Source organism: Anaeromassilibacillus sp. SJQ-5 (assembly GCF_054108045.1).
The window spans coordinates 3085305-3104202 of sequence record NZ_JBPJWQ010000001.1 but is presented as its reverse complement, the minus strand read 5'-3'; the positions used below and the strand labels follow the sequence as shown (position 1 = coordinate 3104202).

The following is an 18898-nucleotide window of genomic DNA, read 5'->3' as shown; positions in this document are numbered from 1 at the left end:
GTCTCCGTGTATTCTACCATAAACCGCCAAGGGGATGCAAGCTCAGCGCGGCTTTTCCTCCACGCCCTCATCCGTGCGGCGGGCCACGATATATTTGGGCCGTCGTTTGACCTCGTCGTATATCCTGGCGATATAATGCCCGATAATTCCCAAACTTATCATGATGGCGCCCCCGATAATCAGCAGCAGCAGAATGACAGTGGTAAAGCCTTCCACCGCCCGGCCCATCAGGAATTTCACCAGGGTCTGGATTCCCAGCACCACCGAACTGATCAGCAGCACCGTTCCGATAAACGTTACGGCCTGCAGGGGTACGGTGGTGAAGGAGGTGATATTCTGCACCGCATAGTTTACCAGCCCCTTGAACGACCATTTGGACTGGCCGAACCGGCGCTGCTCCACCTCGAATTCCACCGACGCGGTTTTAAACCCGACCCAGAAGGACAGCGCCCTAAAAAAGGTATCCTTTTCCGGCAGCGCGACCAGCACGTCCACCACTTTGCGATCGAGGAGCTTAAAATCCGAGGAGGACTGCATGTCCACATGGGTGCAGCGGCTGATCAGCTTGTAAAAAGCGCCGGCGGAACATTTATGCAGCAGGCTCTCCTTACCGCGGCTGGCCTTGATGCCTTCCACCACCTCGTATCCCTGCTCCCACAGCCGGTACATGTCGGGAATCACCTTGGGCGGGAACTGCAAATCGCAGTCCAAAATGACGCAGCAGTCCCCCCGGGCCTCCCGCAGCCCGGCGAAAATCGACGCCTCCTTGCCGAAATTGCGGCTGAAGCTCAGCCCCCGCACCTTCGGGTTCTCCCGACTCTCCTCGCAGATGCGCGCGTAGGTCTTGTCCCGGGAACCGTCGTCCACGAACAGAATTTCATACGGAATCTCCGCGTCGTGCAGAATTTGCGCGACGGTGCGGGCGGCCAGGGCGATATTGTCCTCCTCGTTGTAGGAAGGCACGATGACGGACAGCAATCCCATAACAAACCCTCGTTTCCGCATTGTTTTGCACCGTATAATGGCTGTATTCCTTAGTATAGCGTAAACCACCGGGACATTCAACCGTCTTTTTCCATTCGCGGCCCTTCTTTTCTGCCCACGGCTATGGTATAATAACCTCACGCCGTAAACGGAAATCCAAGATTTCCGACGGCTGGGAGAACATTGAACCACTCCGGAACGGGCAGAGCCGTTCCGGACTAAGGAGGGCGGCGCTCCGCGCCGCCTTGTGGTATAATAACCTCCGTGACCGGCGCGGCTGCGCGGTTAACGGAAAGCGTCGCTTTCCGTTACGGAGAACATTGTACCATCAAAAGGCCCTGCTGCTGGGCGGCCTGGTCTTCGTGCTGTCCGGCGCATGGGTTTCCCTCGGCGTTTTTGTTTTGAACTTCATCTTAATCTTATAAAAAGGACGGGATCTGCACATGCTTACTTCCTATTGGCAGCATTTTAAAAGCGGCACCGACATTCGCGGCGTGGCGCTGGACGGTGTGGAGGACCAGCCCCTCGATTTGACCGACGAGGTGGTGGAAAAGCTGGCCGCCGCCTTCGCCCGCTGGCTGTCCGGTAAAACCGGCAAGCCCGCCGCCGCGCTGACCGTTTCCCTGGGCCGGGACAGCCGGCTGTCCGGCCCCCGGCTGCGGGACGCGGTTGTGCGATCGCTGACCGCCCGGGGCGTGACGGTCCTCGACTGCGGTTTGGCCTCCACCCCCGCCATGTTCATGACCACGGTGGATCTTGGCTGCGACGGCGCGGTGCAGCTGACCGCGAGCCATCACCCCTATCACCGCAACGGCCTGAAATTCTTCCTTCCCTCCGGCGGCCTGGAAGGGGCGGATATCACCGCCCTGCTCGAGCTGGCCCAGGCGGAGGATTTTCCGCCTCCCGCCGCCGGCACGGTGCGGGAGATCGCCTATATGACGCAGTATGCGGCCCGGCTGCGCCGCCTTATCTGCGAGGGCGTGCAGGCGAAGGACTACAACCGCCCACTGGCCGGCTTCCGCATCGTGGTGGACGCGGGCAACGGCGCGGGCGGCTTCTACGCCCGGGACGTGCTGGAGCCCCTGGGCGCCGACGTTTCCGGCAGCCAATTTCTCGAGCCGGACGGCCGCTTTCCCAACCATATTCCTAACCCCGAGAACCCCGAGGCCATGGCCTCCGTCTGCGCGGCCACCCTGAAGGCGGGCGCGGATCTGGGCGTCATTTTCGACACCGATGTGGATCGGGCGGGCTGCGTGGGCGCCGACGGGCGGGAAATTAACCGCAATCGCCTGATCGCCCTGGCCGCCGCCATTGTGCTGGAGGACGCGCCCGGCGGCACCATCGTCACCGACTCCGTCACCTCCAGCGGTCTGAAGACCTTTCTGGAGCAGACGTTGGGCGGCGTCCACTGCCGGTTCAAGCGGGGCTATAAAAACGTCATCAACGAGGCGCAAAGGCTCTGTGCCTCCGGCGTGAACGCCCCGCTGGCCATCGAGACCTCCGGCCACGCCGCCCTGAAGGACAATTATTTTCTGGATGACGGCGCCTATCTGGTCACTCGGATTATCATCAAGGCCGCGCAGCTGCGCCGGGAGGGCCGCACCCTGGAGGACCTCATTGCCGCCCTGGAGGAACCCGCCGAAAGCGTGGAACTCCGCTTCAATATTCTGGAAAGCGACTTCAAGGCCTACGGCCTGCAGGTGCTGGAGAGGCTGGAAGCCTACGCCCGCCGCCAGGGCTGGCCGGTGGCGGAGGACAGCCGGGAGGGCGTGCGCACCACGGTGGGGGACGGCTGGCTGCTGCTGCGCCTGAGCGTTCACGATCCGGTGATGCCCCTGAATATCGAAAGCGCCGCGCCCGGCGGCTGCCGCGCCATCGCGTCGGCCCTGACGGACTTTATGTCCGCCGAGGGCGGGCTGGACAAAAGCCAGCTGGACGCGTATCTCTCCTGAGTATCTGAAATGAACGGATGAACCCGGCGCCGGGTCCGGGTCTCCGCGAAAGGATGGGTCAACCCTATGGACTGGACGGAAGTGAAAATCACCGTGGACGCCGCCGATACCGACCGCGCGTCGGCTATCGCCAACATGGTGGTGCCTTATGGCATTTATATTGAGGATTACAGCGATCTCATCCAAGGGGCGCGGGAAATCGCCCACATCGATCTGATCGACGAAGAGCTGTTGGCCCGGGATCGCACCCGGTCGATCATTCACCTCTATGTCTCGCCGGAGGAAAATCCGGCGGAGGCGGTGGCCTTCCTTAGAGAACGGCTGCATACCGCGGGTATCGGCCACGAAGTGCTGGCCAGCGAGGTCAGCGAGCAGGACTGGGCCAACAATTGGAAGGCCTACTTCAAGCCCCTTCCCGTGGGTCGCCGGCTGCTCATCCGTCCCACCTGGGAGACGGTGGAGGACGCCGGGGGCCGGGCGGTGCTGTCCATTGATCCCGGCATGGCCTTTGGCACCGGCGGCCACGACACTACCCGTCTGGTGCTGGAAGCCCTGGAGGACGCGGTAAGCCCCGGCGCGCAACTGCTGGACGTGGGCTGCGGCAGCGGGATATTATCTATCGCGGCCTTGCTGCTGGGCGCGGAAAAGGCCGTGGGGGTGGACATCGATCCCCTGGCCGTGAAAACCGCCAGGGAGAACGGGGAGCTCAACGGCTTTACGCCCCCCGTCCTCACCATCCTGCACGGCGATTTGGTGGACAAGGTGGAGGGCCGGTACGACGTGGTGGCCGCCAACATCGTGGCCGATGCCATCATCGCCCTGTCCCCGTCCATTCCCCGGTTCCTGAAGCCAGGCGGCGTCTATATCGCCTCGGGCATCATCGACACGCGGGAGGCGGAGGTTCTCTCCGCCCTGGCCGCCTGCGGCTTTGCGGTCGAAACCCGGCGGGAGCACGGCGGCTGGCTGTGCCTGACCCTGCGCTATACCGGCTGAGGAAAGGACGGAGCCCACGTGGAAAACTGGATGTCCCGCACCGCCATGCTCCTGGGGCGGGAAGCGGTGGAACGGCTGGAGCAGGCGACGGTGGCGGTGTTCGGCCTGGGCGGCGTGGGATCCTACACCGCCGAAGCCCTGGCCCGGGCCGGAGTGGGCCGCCTGATTTTGGTGGACGGCGATACCGTGTCGGATTCCAACCGCAACCGCCAGCTCATCGCCCTCTGCTCCACGGTGGGGCAGCCCAAGGCCGAGGTGATGGCCCGCCGGGTGCGGGATATCAACCCCGCCTGCCGGGCGGAGGCTCACACCGTGTTTTATCTGCCCGGGGAGGGCCAGGGCCTCATAGACGGCTGCGATTTTGTGGCCGACGCCGTGGATACCGTGGCCGCCAAGCTGGCCCTCGCCGAAGAGTGCCGGGATAAGGGTATTCCCCTGGTCAGCGCCATGGGCTGCGGCAACAAGCTGGATCCCAGCCGCTTCCGCACGGCAGACATCGCGGATACCCGCGTCTGTCCCCTTTGTCGGGTCATGCGGCGGGAGCTGAAGAAACGCGGAATCCCCCATCTGCCGGTGGTTTTTTCGGACGAGCCGCCCCGCCGGCCCGGCGAGTACCCAGACGGCGACGAACGGCGGGAGGGCAAGCACGCCCTGCCCGGCAGCCTGTCCTTCGTGCCGGGGGCGGCCGGACTGGTGCTGGCGGGCTATATTCTCCGGCGGCTGGCCGGGATCGAGGACGGAAAGGACGGATAGCCATGCCCCGCTTTTTTATCGACGGGACGGCGGATGGCCGGGCTTATATCGCCGGCGCCGACGCGCTCCACATCGCCAAAGCCCTGCGGATGCGGCCGGGGGAGGCCCTGACCCTCTGCGACGGAAAGGGCACCGATTTCGAAGGGGTGCTGGAAACGGTGACCGATCGGCAGGTGACGGTGCGAATCACCGTTAGTCGCCCCTCTCAGGCAGAGCCTACTCTGGCCGTCACCCTGTACCAGGGCCTGCCTAAGGGGGACAAGATGGACTGGATCGTCCAGAAGGCGGTGGAGCTGGGGGTGACGGCGGTGGTGCCGGTCGCCACCCGGCGCAGTGTCGCCCGCCTGGAGGGAAAGGCCGACAAAAAGCAGGAGCGCTGGCAGCGGATCGCCGCCGAGGCGGCGGGCCAGTGCGGCCGGGGGATTCTGCCCGCCGTGGAGCGGCCCCTATCTTGGAACCAGGCCCTTTCCCGCCTTTCCGGGGAACCCGCCCTGGTGTTTTACGAGGGAGGCGGCCGGCCCCTGCGCGAGCTGGTGACCCCTTCCACCCGGCGGCTGTCGGTGTTCGTCGGCCCGGAGGGCGGCTTCGACCCGGAGGAGATCGACGCGATCCGCCGCCAAGGCGGCGGCGTCGCCACCCTGGGCCCCCGGATCCTGCGGTGTGAAACGGCCCCTCTGGCGGCCCTGACCCTTCTGATGCATCTGAGCGGCAATATGGAATAAACCTTTTCTTCGAAAGGATGACTGGACGATGACGACGGCGTATCTGGTGGTTCCCTGCTACAACGAAGAAGCGGTGCTCCCCGAAACGGTGAAGCGGCTGACGGAGAAGCTGCGCGGCCTAATCGCCTCCGGCCGGGCGGGGGAGGACAGCCGCATCCTGCTGGTGGACGACGGCAGCAAGGATCGCACCTGGGAGCTGATCGCCGGGTTCCACCAGGAAAACCGCCTGGTTTCCGGCCTCAAGCTGGCCCACAACCGGGGTCATCAGAACGCCCTGCTGGCCGGTCTGATGACCGCCCGGGAACGGGCGGACTGTGCCATCTCCCTGGACGCCGATCTCCAGGACGATATCGACGTGCTGGACGCCTTTTTGGACAAGTATCATGAGGGCTGCGAGGTGGTCTATGGGGTGCGGAACAAACGGGATACCGACACCCTCTTCAAACGCTCCACCGCCCAAGGCTTTTATAAGTTCATGAAAATGCTGGGCGTGGATATTGTGTATAACCACGCCGATTACCGTCTGATGGGCAAACGGGCCCTGGACGCCCTGGCCCAGTATAAGGAGGTCAACCTCTTTCTGCGGGGTATCGTGCCGGAAATCGGTTTTAAAAGCGGCGTCGTAACCTATGACCGGCACGAGCGCTTCGCGGGAGAGTCCAAATACCCGCTGAAAAAGATGCTGCATTTCGCGGTGGACGGCATCACCTCCTTCAGCGTGCGGCCGCTGAAAATCATCTCCAATTTCGGGATTTTCATCTCCCTGGCCAGCATTGCCGGTCTGCTGTACGCCTTGATTTCCCACTTCATGGGGGCCACAGTGGCCGGCTGGACGGCCATTGTCTGCTCCATCTGGCTGCTGGGCGGCATTCAGCTGCTGTGCATCGGGGTGCTCGGGGAATATATCGGCAAGATCTACAGCGAGGTCAAGGGCCGTCCCCGCTATGTCGTCGAGGCCTTTCTGGACGAATAAACAAACCGGCGGTTCCCGCTTGATGATGCGGGAACCGCCGGTTGTTTATACCTTTACGATTTGTCGCCCGACTTGGACACCAGGGCGCAGACGAAGCCGAACAGAATAGCGGCGGAAATGCCGCCCGCCGTGCCCGACAGCCCGCCCATCAGCGCGCCGAGCAGCCCTTTTTCCTTGACCATTTCCTCCGCGCCCTTGGCCAGCGTGTAGCCGAAGCCGGTCAGCGGAACCGTCGCGCCTGAGCCGGCAAACTTGACCAGCGGCTCGTAGAGGCCGACGGCGGTCAGGACGACACCCATGGTGACGAACAGCACCAGGATGCGCGCCGGGGTCATGGAGGTGTAGTCGATCAGCAGCTGCCCCAATACGCAGATAATGCCGCCCACCGCAAAGGTTTTTATCAGCATCAGCCAATCCATTGTTTTACCCAGCCTTTCCGGGTGGGGTCGCCGTTATGCTCCTCTTACCACCCTAACGGCTCTATTTTTTCCGCATATTCGCGCATTTATGCGCACAAAATCAAACGGAGGGCAAACAATTGCGGCATGGATTCGCACATTTTCCAACCAAAACGGCGCGTTATCGCTCAGGATCGGGTTTCCGGACGGGAACCCGCGTTTTTCCGGCTGACCACCCGCCAGAGGACGAAAGATCCCACCGACAGAAGCACCACCAGCACCGCGGTGACGATGAACACCGGGGAGGTGGGATCGGACAGGGAGGAGCCGGCGACGGTGGTCGCCACCATGACCGGCAGCAGCCCTAACAGGGATCCCACGGCGAACTTCCAATAGGTCATGCCGGAGGCACCCAGCACCATGCTCACCACATCCCCGGGCAAAAACTCAATGATGCGCAGAAAAAAGGCGAAGAAAAACTCGCTGCCCCGCTTAATCTCGTTGATGCGGGCGATTTTTTTATATTTTTTCTGCAGGCTGTCCACCAGATCCTTGCCCGCAAAGCGGCCGATGCCGTAGGGGATGGTGACACACACCAGCAGGCCGGACAGATTGACCAAAAGGGCAGCGGGCAGGGGGAACAGCAGCCCCGCCGCCGCGTACAGCACCAGCAGGGGGAAAAAGACGGACAGGGATTTGACGGCGTAGGCCGCCAGCACCGCCAGGGCGGCCAGCCACAGGTTGTCCGGCGTATACCGGAGGATACTGTCCACGCTGACAGCATCCTTATTCGGCAGATACAGCGCCACCAGCGCCAGCATGACGACAAAAGGCAGGATTTTCGCTATGGTCATCAGGATCTCCGCCACGCGTTTTCTCATGTCCGTTCCTCCTTCCTGGATACATAGGGTAGTATATCACAAAATCCGACCAAATCCGCCTGCCGCGAAAACTTTCGCAAAAAGCCGCTTTTCATCCGTGTGGTACGCATTTCTATAGAAATTTTTATTAATTTTTCCGAAAACCCGTCGTTTTTGATAAAGACGTACGCTATACTATAGGCGAGGGGAAGGGCAGCTCGGCTTGTCCAAATGTAAAGAAACCGATCTGCCGCCGCGTATATCAAGCGGCGCGAGGATTATGAGCTGAACGATACCTTTTATTATTTTAAGGAGGACGTCTATGCCATCCAAGTATACGATTTTCCGGATTCTCACCCTGGCGCTGGCCGCCGTGCTGTACGTCCTGTGCCTTAGGGGGAACATTCCCGAAACCACTCGTGAGCAGTTCGGCCTGAAGCTGACGCTGTCCATCGCCTTTTTCTTAGTCTGGCTGCTGCAGGCTTTTTTGTTTGGAAACAGCCGGGGCTATCTGATTCTTATTTCCATCTATTTCGGTGTGATAGCTTTGTCCACGGGCCTGTCTTATCTATTGAGCGATCCCTCCGTATGGAGAACCTTCTTAGTGATTTTCCCGGGCCTGTCGTTCTATCCGGCTTTCTCGCCGATCGGGATGGTTTTGCATGTGGATGGGGTTGTTCCCCTGTTCCTGTTCCTGGCGGCGGTTTACGCCTTGCTGTTCGGGACGCACCGGCTCGGAAAATACAAGCTGAAAGAGTGACCGCCGGCCGCCCTTGTATACGGAATATTTTTCGTTTCCCCTGCTCCATATAAAAACCAAGCGGGCCGCGACCGGGCAAATTCCGGTCGCGGCCCGCTGTGTTTCCTGTCGATACCGTGCTACCGTATTCAACGGCGTTATTCCTTTTCCCAGCCGCGGGCGCGGGTGACGGCTTCGTGCCAGCGGGACAGGTGGAAGGCGCGGGAGGCGTCATCCATTTGAGGGGTAAAGCGGGTTTCCAGGGCCCAGCTTTTCTGGATGGCCTCCGGGCTGCTCCAGGCGCCGACGGTCAGGCCCGCCAGGAAGGCGGCCCCCAGGGCGGTGGTTTCCCGCACGGCGGGGCGCAGCACGTCGCAGCCCAGCATATCGGCCTGAAACTGCATGAGAAAATTGTTGGCCGAGGCCCCGCCGTCCACCCGCAGGGCCCCCAAGGCCAGGCCGGTATCAGCGGCCAGGGCGTCGGTGAGATCCCGGCACTGGTAGGCGATGGATTCCAGGGCGGCCCGCACGATGTGGGCGCGGCCCGCGCCGCGGGTCAGGCCGAAGATAGCCCCTCTGGCGTACATATCCCAATAGGGGGCGCCCAGGCCGGTGAAAGCGGGCACCACCGTCACCCCGCCGCTGTCCGGCACCTGGGCGGCGAGGTACTCGCTGTCGGCGGCGTTTGCCAGCAGACCCATCTCGTCCCGGAGCCACTGGATCACCGCGCCGCCGACGAAGACGCTGCCCTCCATGACATAGTCCACCTCCCGGCCGGTCCCCGCCGCCAGGGTGGTCAGCAGGCCGTGCTTGCTGATGCGCAGTTCTCTGCCCAGGTTCATCAGCAGAAAGCAGCCGGTGCCGTAGGTGTTCTTGCAATCCCCCGGGGCAAAGCAGGCCTGGCCGAACAGAGCGGCCTGCTGATCCCCCGCGGCGGCGGCCAGGGGGATATCCACCCCTTCCAGCCGGGTGGTGCCGTACAGATGGGAGGATGGGTATACTTCTGGTAACATACACCGCGGAATATCCAGTTCGTAAAGAACATTCTCGTCCCAATCCAAGGTGCGGATATTGAACAGCATGGTACGGGAGGCGTTGGTGAAGTCGGTGGCGTGCACCCGGCCCCCGGTCAGCCGCCAGATCAGCCAGGTATCCACCGTGCCGAAGAGTAGCTCCCCGTTCCGGGCCCGCTGCCGGGCGCCGGGAATATGGTCGAGCAGCCATTTGACCTTGGTGGCGGAAAAGTAGGCGTCGATACGCAGACCGGTGTTCTGCCGAACATATTCCTCGCAGCCGTCGGCCAGCATTTTTTCGCACTGGGGGGCGGTGCGCCGGCACTGCCAGACGATGGCGTTATAAATCGGGCGGCCGGTTTTCCTGTCCCAGACGATGGTGGTTTCCCGCTGGTTGGTGATGCCGATGGCGGCGATGGCGGAGGCGGGGATGTTGTTTTCCCGCAGCACCCGGTTCATCACCTCCACCTGGGAGTTATAGATCTCCTCGGCGTCATGCTCGACCCAGCCGGCCTTGGGATAGATCTGGGTGAACTCCTTCTGGGCGGCGGCCACGGGGCGGGCGCCATCGAACAGGATGGCACGGGAGCTGGTGGTGCCCTGATCCAGGGCGAGAATATAGGATTTCATAGCCGAACCTCCTTACAGAAACCAGATGGCGGGGTTGGTGGAGGAAATGGCGGCGGCACCGGCGTCCAGGGCGGCGATGATGTCCTCCTTATCGCTGATAAGGCCGCCGGCGATGACCGGCACCCGGGCGAAACCGGTGATGCGGCGGATCACCTTGGGCATGACGCCGGGCAGGATTTCGATGCTGTCCGGCCGGGTGTTTTCCAGCTGGCGCTTCAGATTCTCCAGCGCGATGGAGTCGAGGACGAAAAACCGCTGAACGGCGCAGAGCCCCAGCTCCCGCGCCCGGCGAATGAGGGCGGGCTTGGTGGAGATGATGCCGGCGGCGGCGGTTTGAGCGGCGATAAAGTCCACCGCCACCTCCCGGGCGGACAGGCCGTCGATGAGATCCGCGTGGACAAAGGGCACCTTGCCGGCGGCGGCCACCCGGCGGGTCTGCCCGGCCACCGAGCAGACGGAGCCATAGAGGAGGAAGACCACGGGGCTGTCGGAGGACAGGGCCTGCTCCAGCCCTTCGTCATTTTTGGCCGCCGCGATAATAGGGCAGTCCGCCAGGCTGTCCGCAAGTGAGAAATTCATGGGCGCACCCTCTCCTTCCATCCGCCGTCAACGGCGGGGGCTGCCCTCATTGTACCAGCTTCGGCGGGCGGTTGCAAGCCGGGATCAGACCGGTTCTAAAACGATGGCGAACGTGCCCACCTCGGCGTGTCTTTGGAAAAAGAGGGCGCGCTCCCAGGTAACGACGCCCTGGAGGGGATCGTGCACGGTGACGGTGTTCCGATCATAGGCGACCAGCACCACGCAGTGCTCGTTCCCCGGCCAGGTATAGTATTCCTCGGTATAGGCGGCGCCGTCCTTGAGATACCAGCCGCCTTTATTGGCCAGGGGAAGCAGATCCATGGTGGTCCAGGCGCAGACCGGGATGCCCCGATCCAGATAAGACAGCAGGGCGTCTTCCCCGACGCCGGTGAGATCGATCGCCCGGTGCCGCCCGGAGGCCTCGTCGATAATCGCCTGCATGGTTGTCACGACGGGGGCGGCGAACACACCGAAGCCATAGGAAGAGTCGGGGCTGCCGATGAACGCCTCGCTGGGATGGGGGCCGTAGAGAAGGCCGTCATGCAGCTCCAGCGGGCATTTTGGCAGGGCGGCGGCGAAAGAGAGCTTATCGGTATCATAGCCGTACGCAGCCAGCAGCATGGCGGCAGAGGTGGCCTCGCACCCAGCGGGAAGCTCCGGATTCTGCAGATAGACAGGCACGGACGGCGACAGGGCTTCCGGTTCCTGCCGGCTATACGGTACGGCGCTCTGAGGCAAATCTGCGCGGAGAGAGGACGACGGCACCCGGGCGGGCGGCAGGAACCGGGCCAGCCCCCACAGGCCGCACCAGACAACGAAACCCGCGGACACGGCCAGCAGAAACAGCCCCGTCCACAGGCCGCGCGTTCTTTTTTTCTTTTCCGCATTCTTTTTTGACATAAAACACACCTTCCGCAGTATACTTCCTACATACTACAGAAGGTGTGTTTTGCAGCTGCATCACAGCTGTATCATGGTTGTATCATTTGATCGAATTGGCCTTCCTTTTCGACGGTATAGTCATAGATGCCGATATACAACCGGTATTTGGAAAGGCCGTCAAAGGCGTATCGCTGAAAGTCCTTGCCGGATTCCAGTCCAAGACCCTGGTAATAGCGGTCGGGATAGTCATTTTCATCCACGGCAGCAGAAAATTCATTGGTGGAATAGGCGTTCCCTCCTTCGCCCAACACGGCGATGGCCAGAACCACCTCGGTTTCCTCCTCGTAACAGATATACAGATCACCAAAGTAGGCCATCACCACCGTTCTTGTGAGAACGTCATAGCCGGACATGGTCAGGAACCGATACGTTTCCACCGTGACGGCGGCGGGCCCCGGCAGGCGGCCGATCAGCAGCTTGGTCAAATAGCTCGCCGGCCCGCAAACCGCCTGAATAAGCGTTGGCGCCTTGGCCAGGTATTCATCGGTGCTCCGGTTATTCTGCACCCGTGAAAAGAGACCGGTTGAGGCGTTGTCGTGCAGAAGCCGGATGGTCTGGCTGGGGGTCAGCGGATCCGCCGTTTGCTCAAGATAAATTTCGCGGGTAGAGACGTTGGCGTTTTCCCTATCGGTCAGGCGGTAATAGAGGGTAGGGATGCACAGAAACAACAGAGTCAGAGCCGCCATCACCAGACCGGACAAGCCGTATTTGAGAGTTTTCATACAGCGCCGCCCCCTTTCTCTTCGGCCTCCCCGACGACGGACAGGCATAACGTCACCGTTGTGCCCCGGCCCGCCTGGCTGTCAAACGTCAGACGGGTGCCGTGCAGGTCGGCAATCCGTTTGCACAGGGCCAGCCCAAGCCCGGCGCCGCCCTGCCGCCGGGCGCGGGATTTATCCTCCATATAAAAGGGCTCGGTGATTTTATCCAGATGCTCCGCGGGAATGCCGCGGCCATGATCGACGACGGCGATCCGATAGCCGTCCGCCTCCCAGCGGCCGGAAATCGTCACGGTTTCCCCGGCGGGAGAGGCCTTACAGGCGTTGTCGGCCAGGTTATACACCAAAGACAGCAGCAGAGACGGCTCCGCCCGGACGAGGGCGGGTTCCGCCTGGACGGCAACCGTCACGCTGTATTTTTCGGACAGGAACCGGAGCGATTTTTTCAGATCGTCAAACAAAGGGGCGGCGGACACCGGAACGAGGGTGGGGGGGACATTGGTCAGCACCAACAGCTGAAGCAGCTGCATGGACAGCCGCTCCAGCCGTTTCCCCTCCCGAAAAATGGCGTCCGATGCCTCGCGGCGCTCTTCCTCGTCCAAATCGTAGGATCGCAGCATATCGGCATAGCCGATAATGGAGGTCATGGGGGTCTTCAGTTCGTGGGTGAAATCGGCCACAAAGATTTCCCGCTTTTCAATTTCCTGCTTGAGTTCGCTGACGTTGTTTTCCACCGCGGCGGCCATGGTGTTGAAATCCTCAGAAAGTTTTCGAATTTCCTCACTGCTCCGCCTGACCGGAACCCTGCGTTCATAGTCCCCGGCCGCCACCTGATTGGCCGCCTGGGACAGACGGCGCAGCGGATACGTAACCGCGAGGGAAAGCCCCAACAGGGCGGCGCCGCTCAGCAGCGCGGCGGCGACGACGGTGGTACGGTAGACCCGCATCAACTGCTCTCTCTGGGCGTACACGCCGGAGAAGTCGGACAGGGTTTCGATATAATACGGCTCTCCGGAAAAATCCACCCGGGTAACGGCCTGCAGGGTGGGCTTGCCGTCCATGTCCACAAAGGTCCAGCCCTGTTGGGAGGAAGCCAGCCGGTCGACAAAGGAATCGGAATGATAGGACGCGGTCTCCTGCGCATTGCCAATTGTCAGCCGCTCCGTTTGATCCGTCCCCACCATTTTTGCGATTTGATCCTGAATTTGTTTTGTCCGGGGCTGAATAGACGGGCCGTTTTCCGCCAGCGCGTAAAACATCTTTCCCGCGTATTCATTGGAGGTCAGCACCGCGTCCCGCCGGCTGTCGGCCATGGAATCAGATGCCGCTTGAACCAGCGCAAAGCCGCCCGCGCCCACAGTCACCATGACGATGCAGTAGGCCGCGCAGAATATTTTCCAGGCAAGTTTCATAGGTCATCCGCCTTAAATCGATAGCCGATCTTATACACCGACTGGATTTCATCCGACAGGTTCAGCTTTTTCCGCAGCCGCTGCACATGCAAATCCACCGTCCGGGTATCGCCGTAGTACGGCTCGTCCCAGACCCGTTCGTAGATGGTTTCCCGGTACAGGGCGACGCCCGGGTTGCGGACAAACAGCAGCAGCATCTCATATTCCTTCAGGGTCAGGGATACCTCTGCGCCGTCCCGGGTCACGGTGCGGGACTCGGTATCGATCACAACGCTTCCGGCACACAGGAACCGGTCCTTTTTATGATACCGGCGGAGCACGGCCTCCACCCGGGCAAGAAACTCGGAAAGATCGAAGGGTTTGACAATATAATCGTCCGCCCCCATCCGCAGGCCCTTCACCCGATCGGCCACGGCGGCGCGGGCGGTGATAAAGATCACCGGGATCTGGTATTCCTGGAGATAGTCCATCAGCTCGAAGCCGTCCAGCCCGGGCAGCATCACGTCGAGGAGGAGAAGGTCATAGGCCGCGGATTCCACCGCCCGGGCGGCGGCCAGGCCGTCGGGCGCGGTTTCCACGTGATAGCCGTTTTTGCACAGGGTCATCCGCATGAGGCCTGCGATGGAATCATCGTCTTCCACAATCAGAATTTTAATCATACCCATCGCCCCCCACAACAGTGTACCCCACAAATGTATCCTTCTTGTATCCTGTCTCAAGCGGCCGCCGGGAAAGCAGACCGAAAGGCCTCCAGGCCGTCCCGCACCAGGGCCATGGTCCGCTCGTAAGAGTTTTCCGCGTTGGCGGGGCCGTCGTTCCCGGTATCGGCGGGGCCGGCGGCGGGGCGATCCAAATCGAAGGCGGTGCGCCAGTCTTTGGCGGTATCCAGGGGGACGATTTGGAACACGTCGCGATCGCCGTCCCGGTAAAGATTGACCCAGGTGGGCAGCACATCCACGCCGCTTATCTGAACCGGGCCGTCGCCGGTACGGCGGAAGGTGACGCTGAACAGCACGCCGTCCTCGGTGTGGCCGGTTTTGATGCTGGCGCGGTAAATCCGCTGGTTGGACACGGCGTTGCCCATGGAGTAAAGGCAGACGGTGCGCCCGCCGTCGGGGGCGGTGAGGATTTCCAGGGGCTGCACCACGTGGGGATGGCCGCCGATGATGACATCCACCCCCAGGTCGCAGAGTTTCTGGGCGATGGCCCTCTGCTGCTTGTTGGGCGTGGTCCGGTACTCGTTGCCCCAGTGGATATAGACCACGGTGGCCAGGGCGCCGTCCCGCCGCATGGCGGCCAGCTCGCCGGCCAGCTCGTTATAAAAGTCGTCCAGCCGGCGGTAATCGAAGGAGTTGACCAGGGGAACGGCCGCGTCCTCGAGCAGGAGGTTCAGGGACGGCTTACCGTCGGCCCGGGCGGCCTGGTAGGTATAGTTGATAAGGCCCACCGGGATGCCGCCCACGTCCGCCACCCGATACCGCTTATCCCGGTCGCTTTTCCGGGTGCCGGTATAGGACATATCCATGCGCTCCAGGGCCTCCATGGTGCGGCGGATGCCAAACAGGCCGGAGTCGTTGGTGTGGTTGTTGGCGGTGAGAAGCAGGTCGAACCCGGCGGCCTTGGCGGCGGTCACGATGGCGTCGGGGCAATTGAACCGGGGATAGCCCCGGTAGGGGTACTTGGTATCCCCGGCCAGGGTCACCTCCAGATTGGCCACGGCCAGATCGGCTTTTTCCACATACGGGGCGATATGTGTGAATATCCGCGAGAAGTCGTAGGTGTTATCCGTCTTGGAATAGGCGGCCTCCAGGATGGGATCGTGCATCAGCAGATCTCCGGTGCTCAGCAGGGTGCCCTCAAGGGTAACGGGGGCAGGGGGAGAGGAGGACTCGTCCAGCGAAACAGGGGAGGAGACGGACGGCGGCGTCTGCACGGGGAGGCTTGCGGGGGCGGCGGGAGCGGCGCCGGCCAGCAACAGGGCGGCGGTCAGCGCCGCGAGGGCGGGAGCGCGCCAGGACAGGGCCATGGAAGGCGCCTCCTTTCATAAAAAATAAAGCCGCCCGGCAAGCGGCCGGGCGGCTTGGTTGCGTTGGTTTCATTGTACACAGCGGGGCGAAAGTTGTCAACGGGAGTCGACGCTCATTCGAGAATCTCCTGCACCCGGCCGACCTGGCCGTCCTCGAGCATGACCTTGATGCCGTGGGGATGGAAGCGGCTGTTGGTCAGCAAGCGCAGGACCACGCCTTCGGTCCGCCGGCCGGTGGCCTGATCCGCCTTGAGCACAATGCTCACCCGGGCGCCGATCGTCACGTCGCTGCGGTTTTGTCCGTTTTTCATGGGAAATTCCACTCCTTTCTCCGACGTCAAGCAGGCGGCCTGCCGCGCGGCAATCCAGCCGCCGAAAGAAAAGAACCCGCCGCGAAAATGCGGCGGGTTCGGAAAAAGGCCAATCAGCGCTTGGAGAACTGGGGAGCGCGGCGGGCGGCCTTCAGGCCAGCCTGCGCGAGTTTTTGAGCTGTTTTCCCTTGATACTCCGGGCTTTTCCGGCTTTCTGCCTCTCAGTTATCCGGTGTGCGGACCATAAAAAACGTCCTTTTTTCATTCAGCAATAGCCTGATGAAACGCACCATTTACTACCCCAAACAGCTCCTCTGGTTTATTGTACTTCACTTTTGCATAGATGTCCATAGTTGTTTTGCTGTTTTCGTGTCCGGCAAGGTATTGGACAGTCTTTGGATCAACACCAGCATAGAGAAGATTGGTAATGTAAGTGTGCCGCAGCTGATGCGGGGTTACATCAAAGTCCAGCGTATATCTGATTTTGGGTTGATTTTTCTGGGTCATGCCCAACGTTGGGGTAACCGTGTATTTGATGCTCTGCCCATTCACATACTTATAATAGTTCCGGGGCTTAGTGGAGCGGACAACGACATACTGCCACACTCTTTGAAACTGCGAAGCAGCCAGCGGCTCCCCTTTGCTGTCAGCAATCACATAATCTGATATGGAATTTTCTTTCGTTTCTCTCAGACAATCCACCAAACACTTCGGTATCGGAATATCCCTTTTTGCCGCCGGAGTCTTTAGAACCGTAGAAATCACGGGTCTGTTATGCTCTGTACGCCATGCCCGCCTCACCGATATATAAGGTGTATCCTCGTCCAGAAATACACAATCCCATTGCAGTGCAAGAATTTCTTCCCGACGCAGACCGGAATACAAACCGAGCATAATAAACAAATATGGAGGAAGTCCCTTGACTGTATCCAGAAGCACGGCTACCTGCTGATCTGTCAATGCCTCCTTCTTTTTTGTCGGTTTTCCGCCTTTACCGGATATTCCCGCACAGGGATTGTGTTCAAGAATTTGGTTTCTCTCTGCCGCATAAAAAATGCACTTGAGTAGCATATTGACCTTATTGTATAAGCCTTCCGATTTCTTTGACAATGGAACAAGCGCCAGCCGAATATCGTCAGCGGTCACTTCTTCCATATACATCTCTCCCAGATGTTTTATGATATAGTTTGTCATATCCCTCGTATAACCTCTGAGTGTAGACGCAGACACCTTTGCCGACTGCATCAGCAGCCACTTCTCTCCATACTCGGCTACTGTCGGGTGTTGCCGGTGAAAGATAATTTCTTCCACCTGCTTCCGGGCCTCTAACTGCTTCTCATACAATTCTTCACAAGTTGCGGCATACAAACTCAACTCTTTGCCATCCGCATCCGTAATCCGGGTTCTGTAATACTGGATTCCTTTCAATGTAATAGTCCCATACTTCGGAACCTCCGTTTTCTTTTTAGCCATCTTCGATCTTCCTTTCTTGATAATGTGTAGTCTCCGTATCTACACTCTCTTTTTATCAGAAAGCCTCGATTTAATCAAAGATACGGCTGATGTAAAACAAAGAGCGAGACATCCTTGCCTCGCTCCTGCTTCATTTCCTATTTGTTATTACTGTGCTGCATCCCAGCTTGCAAACGCGCAGCTCATTGATCTGACCAGCTCATCCGGCCTGTTATACTTAACCTTTGCATAGATGTCCATAGTAATCTTGCTACTTTCATGGCCTGCCAGGTATTGAACCGTTTTTGGATCTACCGACGCATGAATGAGGTTAGTGATATAAGTATGCCGCAACTGATGGGGTGTTACCTCAAAGTCCAGGCTGTAAACCACTTTTCCGTTATGAGCGGCCTTTTCTCCCAAGACAGGTGTGACAGTATGCTTTACTCTTTTTCCATCTTCATACCGATAATAGCTCCGCTCCTTGACCGTCCTCGTAACAATATACTGCCAAAGTCGCTTAAACTGCGTGTAGGACAGCGGTTCGCCATCCCGGTTTGAAACCACATACTCCGAAGTCGAAGTTTCCTTTGCTGCTTTCAAACACTCAGCCAAGCAAACAGGAAGGGGGATATTTCTCTCCGCAGCCTTGGTTTTCAATTCATCCGAAATCACCGGTCTGTTATGTTCGGTGTGCCATGCCCGTCTTACCGTCAGATATGGAGTATCTGTATCCAGATATACTGAATCCCATTGCAGAGCAAGAATTTCTTCCCGGCGTAGCCCTGCATATAAACCAATCATGACAAAGACATAAGGCGGCAAATCTCGGATAGCATCCAAAAGGCGCTCCACCTGTTCATCTGTCAAAGCCTGACGATCCTCTTGTGGAACACCGCCACCTTTTGTTGTCAGATAAATCGTTGGGTTGTGGTCAATAATCCTGCTTTCCATCGCTGCGCGAAAGATAGATTTGTAAAGGATTACCACAGATTTATAAACCGATGCAGATTTTTTGGAAACCGGAACAAGGGCAAGCTGAATATCATCCAGGCTAACCTCACCCATCCGTTTATCTCCCAATTCCGCTATAATATGCCGCCTGACCTTTGAGGTGTAATCCGTCAAAGTAGTAGCTCGTACATGAACCGACTGCATCAGCAGCCACTTTTCACAATACTCTGCAACTGTGGGCGTTTTCCGATGAAAAGTGGCATTCTCAATCTGTTCCAACGCAAGCGTTTCTTTGTTGTATAGTTCTTCAGGTGTTTTTGCGTAGATAGCTACGAGCTTACCATTCGCGTCTTTGATTCTGGTCCTATAATATAGGACACCTCTTTTCATAACTGTGCCATATTGAGGAATTATTGTTTGCCGTTTGGCCAATTCCGTCACCTCCTAAGAATAGACTCCAGCGCTGTATCTATGTTTTATCAGACC

At 59.7% G+C, this 18898-nt stretch carries 19 protein-coding genes; 6 read left to right on the top strand and 13 right to left on the bottom strand.

Going from position 1 to position 18898, the window contains the following annotated elements; genetic code table 11:
* Nucleotides 1-42: 42 nt before the first annotated feature.
* Complete coding sequence (locus tag ACSAMM_RS13355) at nucleotides 43-984, bottom strand: glycosyltransferase (RefSeq protein ID WP_178721508.1); 942 nt, start codon at nucleotides 982-984, stop codon at nucleotides 43-45.
* Between the two features lie 443 nt (nucleotides 985-1427).
* On the opposite strand from ACSAMM_RS13355, the gene ACSAMM_RS13350 reads away from it, so the two are divergent.
* From ACSAMM_RS13350 to ACSAMM_RS13330, 5 genes are all read left to right on the top strand, one after another.
* Nucleotides 1428-2936 carry a phosphomannomutase/phosphoglucomutase gene (locus tag ACSAMM_RS13350; RefSeq protein ID WP_178721506.1) on the top strand — a complete coding sequence of 503 codons (1509 nt, stop codon included), beginning with the start codon at nucleotides 1428-1430 and terminating at the stop codon, nucleotides 2934-2936.
* Between the two features lie 66 nt (nucleotides 2937-3002).
* Nucleotides 3003-3929: a 50S ribosomal protein L11 methyltransferase gene (gene prmA / locus ACSAMM_RS13345; RefSeq protein WP_178721504.1), complete on the top strand. Its 927-nt coding sequence runs from the start codon at nucleotides 3003-3005 to the stop codon at nucleotides 3927-3929.
* Nucleotides 3930-3947: 18 nt separating this feature from the next.
* Complete coding sequence (locus tag ACSAMM_RS13340; RefSeq protein ID WP_457791797.1) at nucleotides 3948-4682, top strand: tRNA threonylcarbamoyladenosine dehydratase; 735 nt, start codon at nucleotides 3948-3950, stop codon at nucleotides 4680-4682.
* A gap of 2 nt (nucleotides 4683-4684) precedes the next feature.
* On the top strand, nucleotides 4685-5404 hold the full coding sequence (locus ACSAMM_RS13335) for a 16S rRNA (uracil(1498)-N(3))-methyltransferase (protein WP_457791795.1): 720 nt from the start codon (nucleotides 4685-4687) through the stop codon (nucleotides 5402-5404).
* Between the two features lie 28 nt (nucleotides 5405-5432).
* Nucleotides 5433-6377 carry a glycosyltransferase gene (locus ACSAMM_RS13330; RefSeq protein WP_178721500.1) on the top strand — a complete coding sequence of 315 codons (945 nt, stop codon included), beginning with the start codon at nucleotides 5433-5435 and terminating at the stop codon, nucleotides 6375-6377.
* A gap of 53 nt (nucleotides 6378-6430) precedes the next feature.
* Here the strand turns inward: ACSAMM_RS13330 and spoVAE are convergent, their stop codons facing one another.
* Nucleotides 6431-6796: a stage V sporulation protein AE gene (spoVAE, locus tag ACSAMM_RS13325; RefSeq protein ID WP_457791793.1), complete on the bottom strand. Its 366-nt coding sequence runs from the start codon at nucleotides 6794-6796 to the stop codon at nucleotides 6431-6433.
* Nucleotides 6797-6963: 167 nt separating this feature from the next.
* Nucleotides 6964-7656, bottom strand: a complete 693-nt coding sequence (locus ACSAMM_RS13320; RefSeq protein WP_457791790.1) for a TVP38/TMEM64 family protein — start codon at nucleotides 7654-7656, stop codon at nucleotides 6964-6966.
* Between the two features lie 301 nt (nucleotides 7657-7957).
* On the opposite strand from ACSAMM_RS13320, the gene ACSAMM_RS13315 reads away from it, so the two are divergent.
* Nucleotides 7958-8395, top strand: coding sequence for a hypothetical protein (locus tag ACSAMM_RS13315; RefSeq protein WP_178721494.1), 438 nt, complete (start codon nucleotides 7958-7960; stop codon nucleotides 8393-8395).
* A gap of 137 nt (nucleotides 8396-8532) precedes the next feature.
* On the opposite strand, the gene glpK is transcribed toward ACSAMM_RS13315, so the two are convergent.
* The 10 genes from glpK to ACSAMM_RS13265 form a co-directional block, all read right to left on the bottom strand.
* Complete coding sequence (gene glpK / locus ACSAMM_RS13310; protein WP_457791789.1) at nucleotides 8533-10017, bottom strand: glycerol kinase GlpK; 1485 nt, start codon at nucleotides 10015-10017, stop codon at nucleotides 8533-8535.
* Between the two features lie 12 nt (nucleotides 10018-10029).
* Nucleotides 10030-10596 (bottom strand): glycerol-3-phosphate responsive antiterminator, encoded by a 567-nt coding sequence (locus tag ACSAMM_RS13305; RefSeq protein ID WP_457791788.1) that lies wholly within the window; start codon nucleotides 10594-10596, stop codon nucleotides 10030-10032.
* A gap of 84 nt (nucleotides 10597-10680) precedes the next feature.
* Complete coding sequence (locus tag ACSAMM_RS13300; protein ID WP_457791787.1) at nucleotides 10681-11496, bottom strand: C39 family peptidase; 816 nt, start codon at nucleotides 11494-11496, stop codon at nucleotides 10681-10683.
* Between the two features lie 71 nt (nucleotides 11497-11567).
* Entirely contained in the window at nucleotides 11568-12260 is a 693-nt protein-coding gene (locus tag ACSAMM_RS13295; RefSeq protein ID WP_457791785.1) for a hypothetical protein, read from the bottom strand.
* Complete coding sequence (locus ACSAMM_RS13290) at nucleotides 12257-13669, bottom strand: ATP-binding protein (RefSeq protein WP_457791784.1); 1413 nt, start codon at nucleotides 13667-13669, stop codon at nucleotides 12257-12259. Before ACSAMM_RS13290 ends, ACSAMM_RS13295 begins: the two co-directional genes overlap by 4 nt.
* On the bottom strand, nucleotides 13666-14328 hold the full coding sequence (locus ACSAMM_RS13285) for a response regulator transcription factor (RefSeq protein WP_457791783.1): 663 nt from the start codon (nucleotides 14326-14328) through the stop codon (nucleotides 13666-13668). Before ACSAMM_RS13285 ends, ACSAMM_RS13290 begins: the two co-directional genes overlap by 4 nt.
* 56 nt (nucleotides 14329-14384) lie before the next feature.
* On the bottom strand, nucleotides 14385-15695 hold the full coding sequence (locus ACSAMM_RS13280; RefSeq protein ID WP_457791782.1) for a CapA family protein: 1311 nt from the start codon (nucleotides 15693-15695) through the stop codon (nucleotides 14385-14387).
* 113 nt (nucleotides 15696-15808) lie between these two features.
* Complete coding sequence (locus tag ACSAMM_RS13275) at nucleotides 15809-16006, bottom strand: YwbE family protein (RefSeq protein ID WP_457791781.1); 198 nt, start codon at nucleotides 16004-16006, stop codon at nucleotides 15809-15811.
* A gap of 261 nt (nucleotides 16007-16267) precedes the next feature.
* Nucleotides 16268-17479, bottom strand: a complete 1212-nt coding sequence (locus ACSAMM_RS13270; protein WP_117441335.1) for a tyrosine-type recombinase/integrase — start codon at nucleotides 17477-17479, stop codon at nucleotides 16268-16270.
* A gap of 147 nt (nucleotides 17480-17626) precedes the next feature.
* The gene (locus ACSAMM_RS13265; RefSeq protein WP_422698337.1) at nucleotides 17627-18802 is read right to left on the bottom strand and encodes a tyrosine-type recombinase/integrase; all 1176 of its coding nucleotides are present in this window, start codon (nucleotides 18800-18802) and stop codon (nucleotides 17627-17629) included.
* Nucleotides 18803-18898 lie beyond the last annotated feature (96 nt).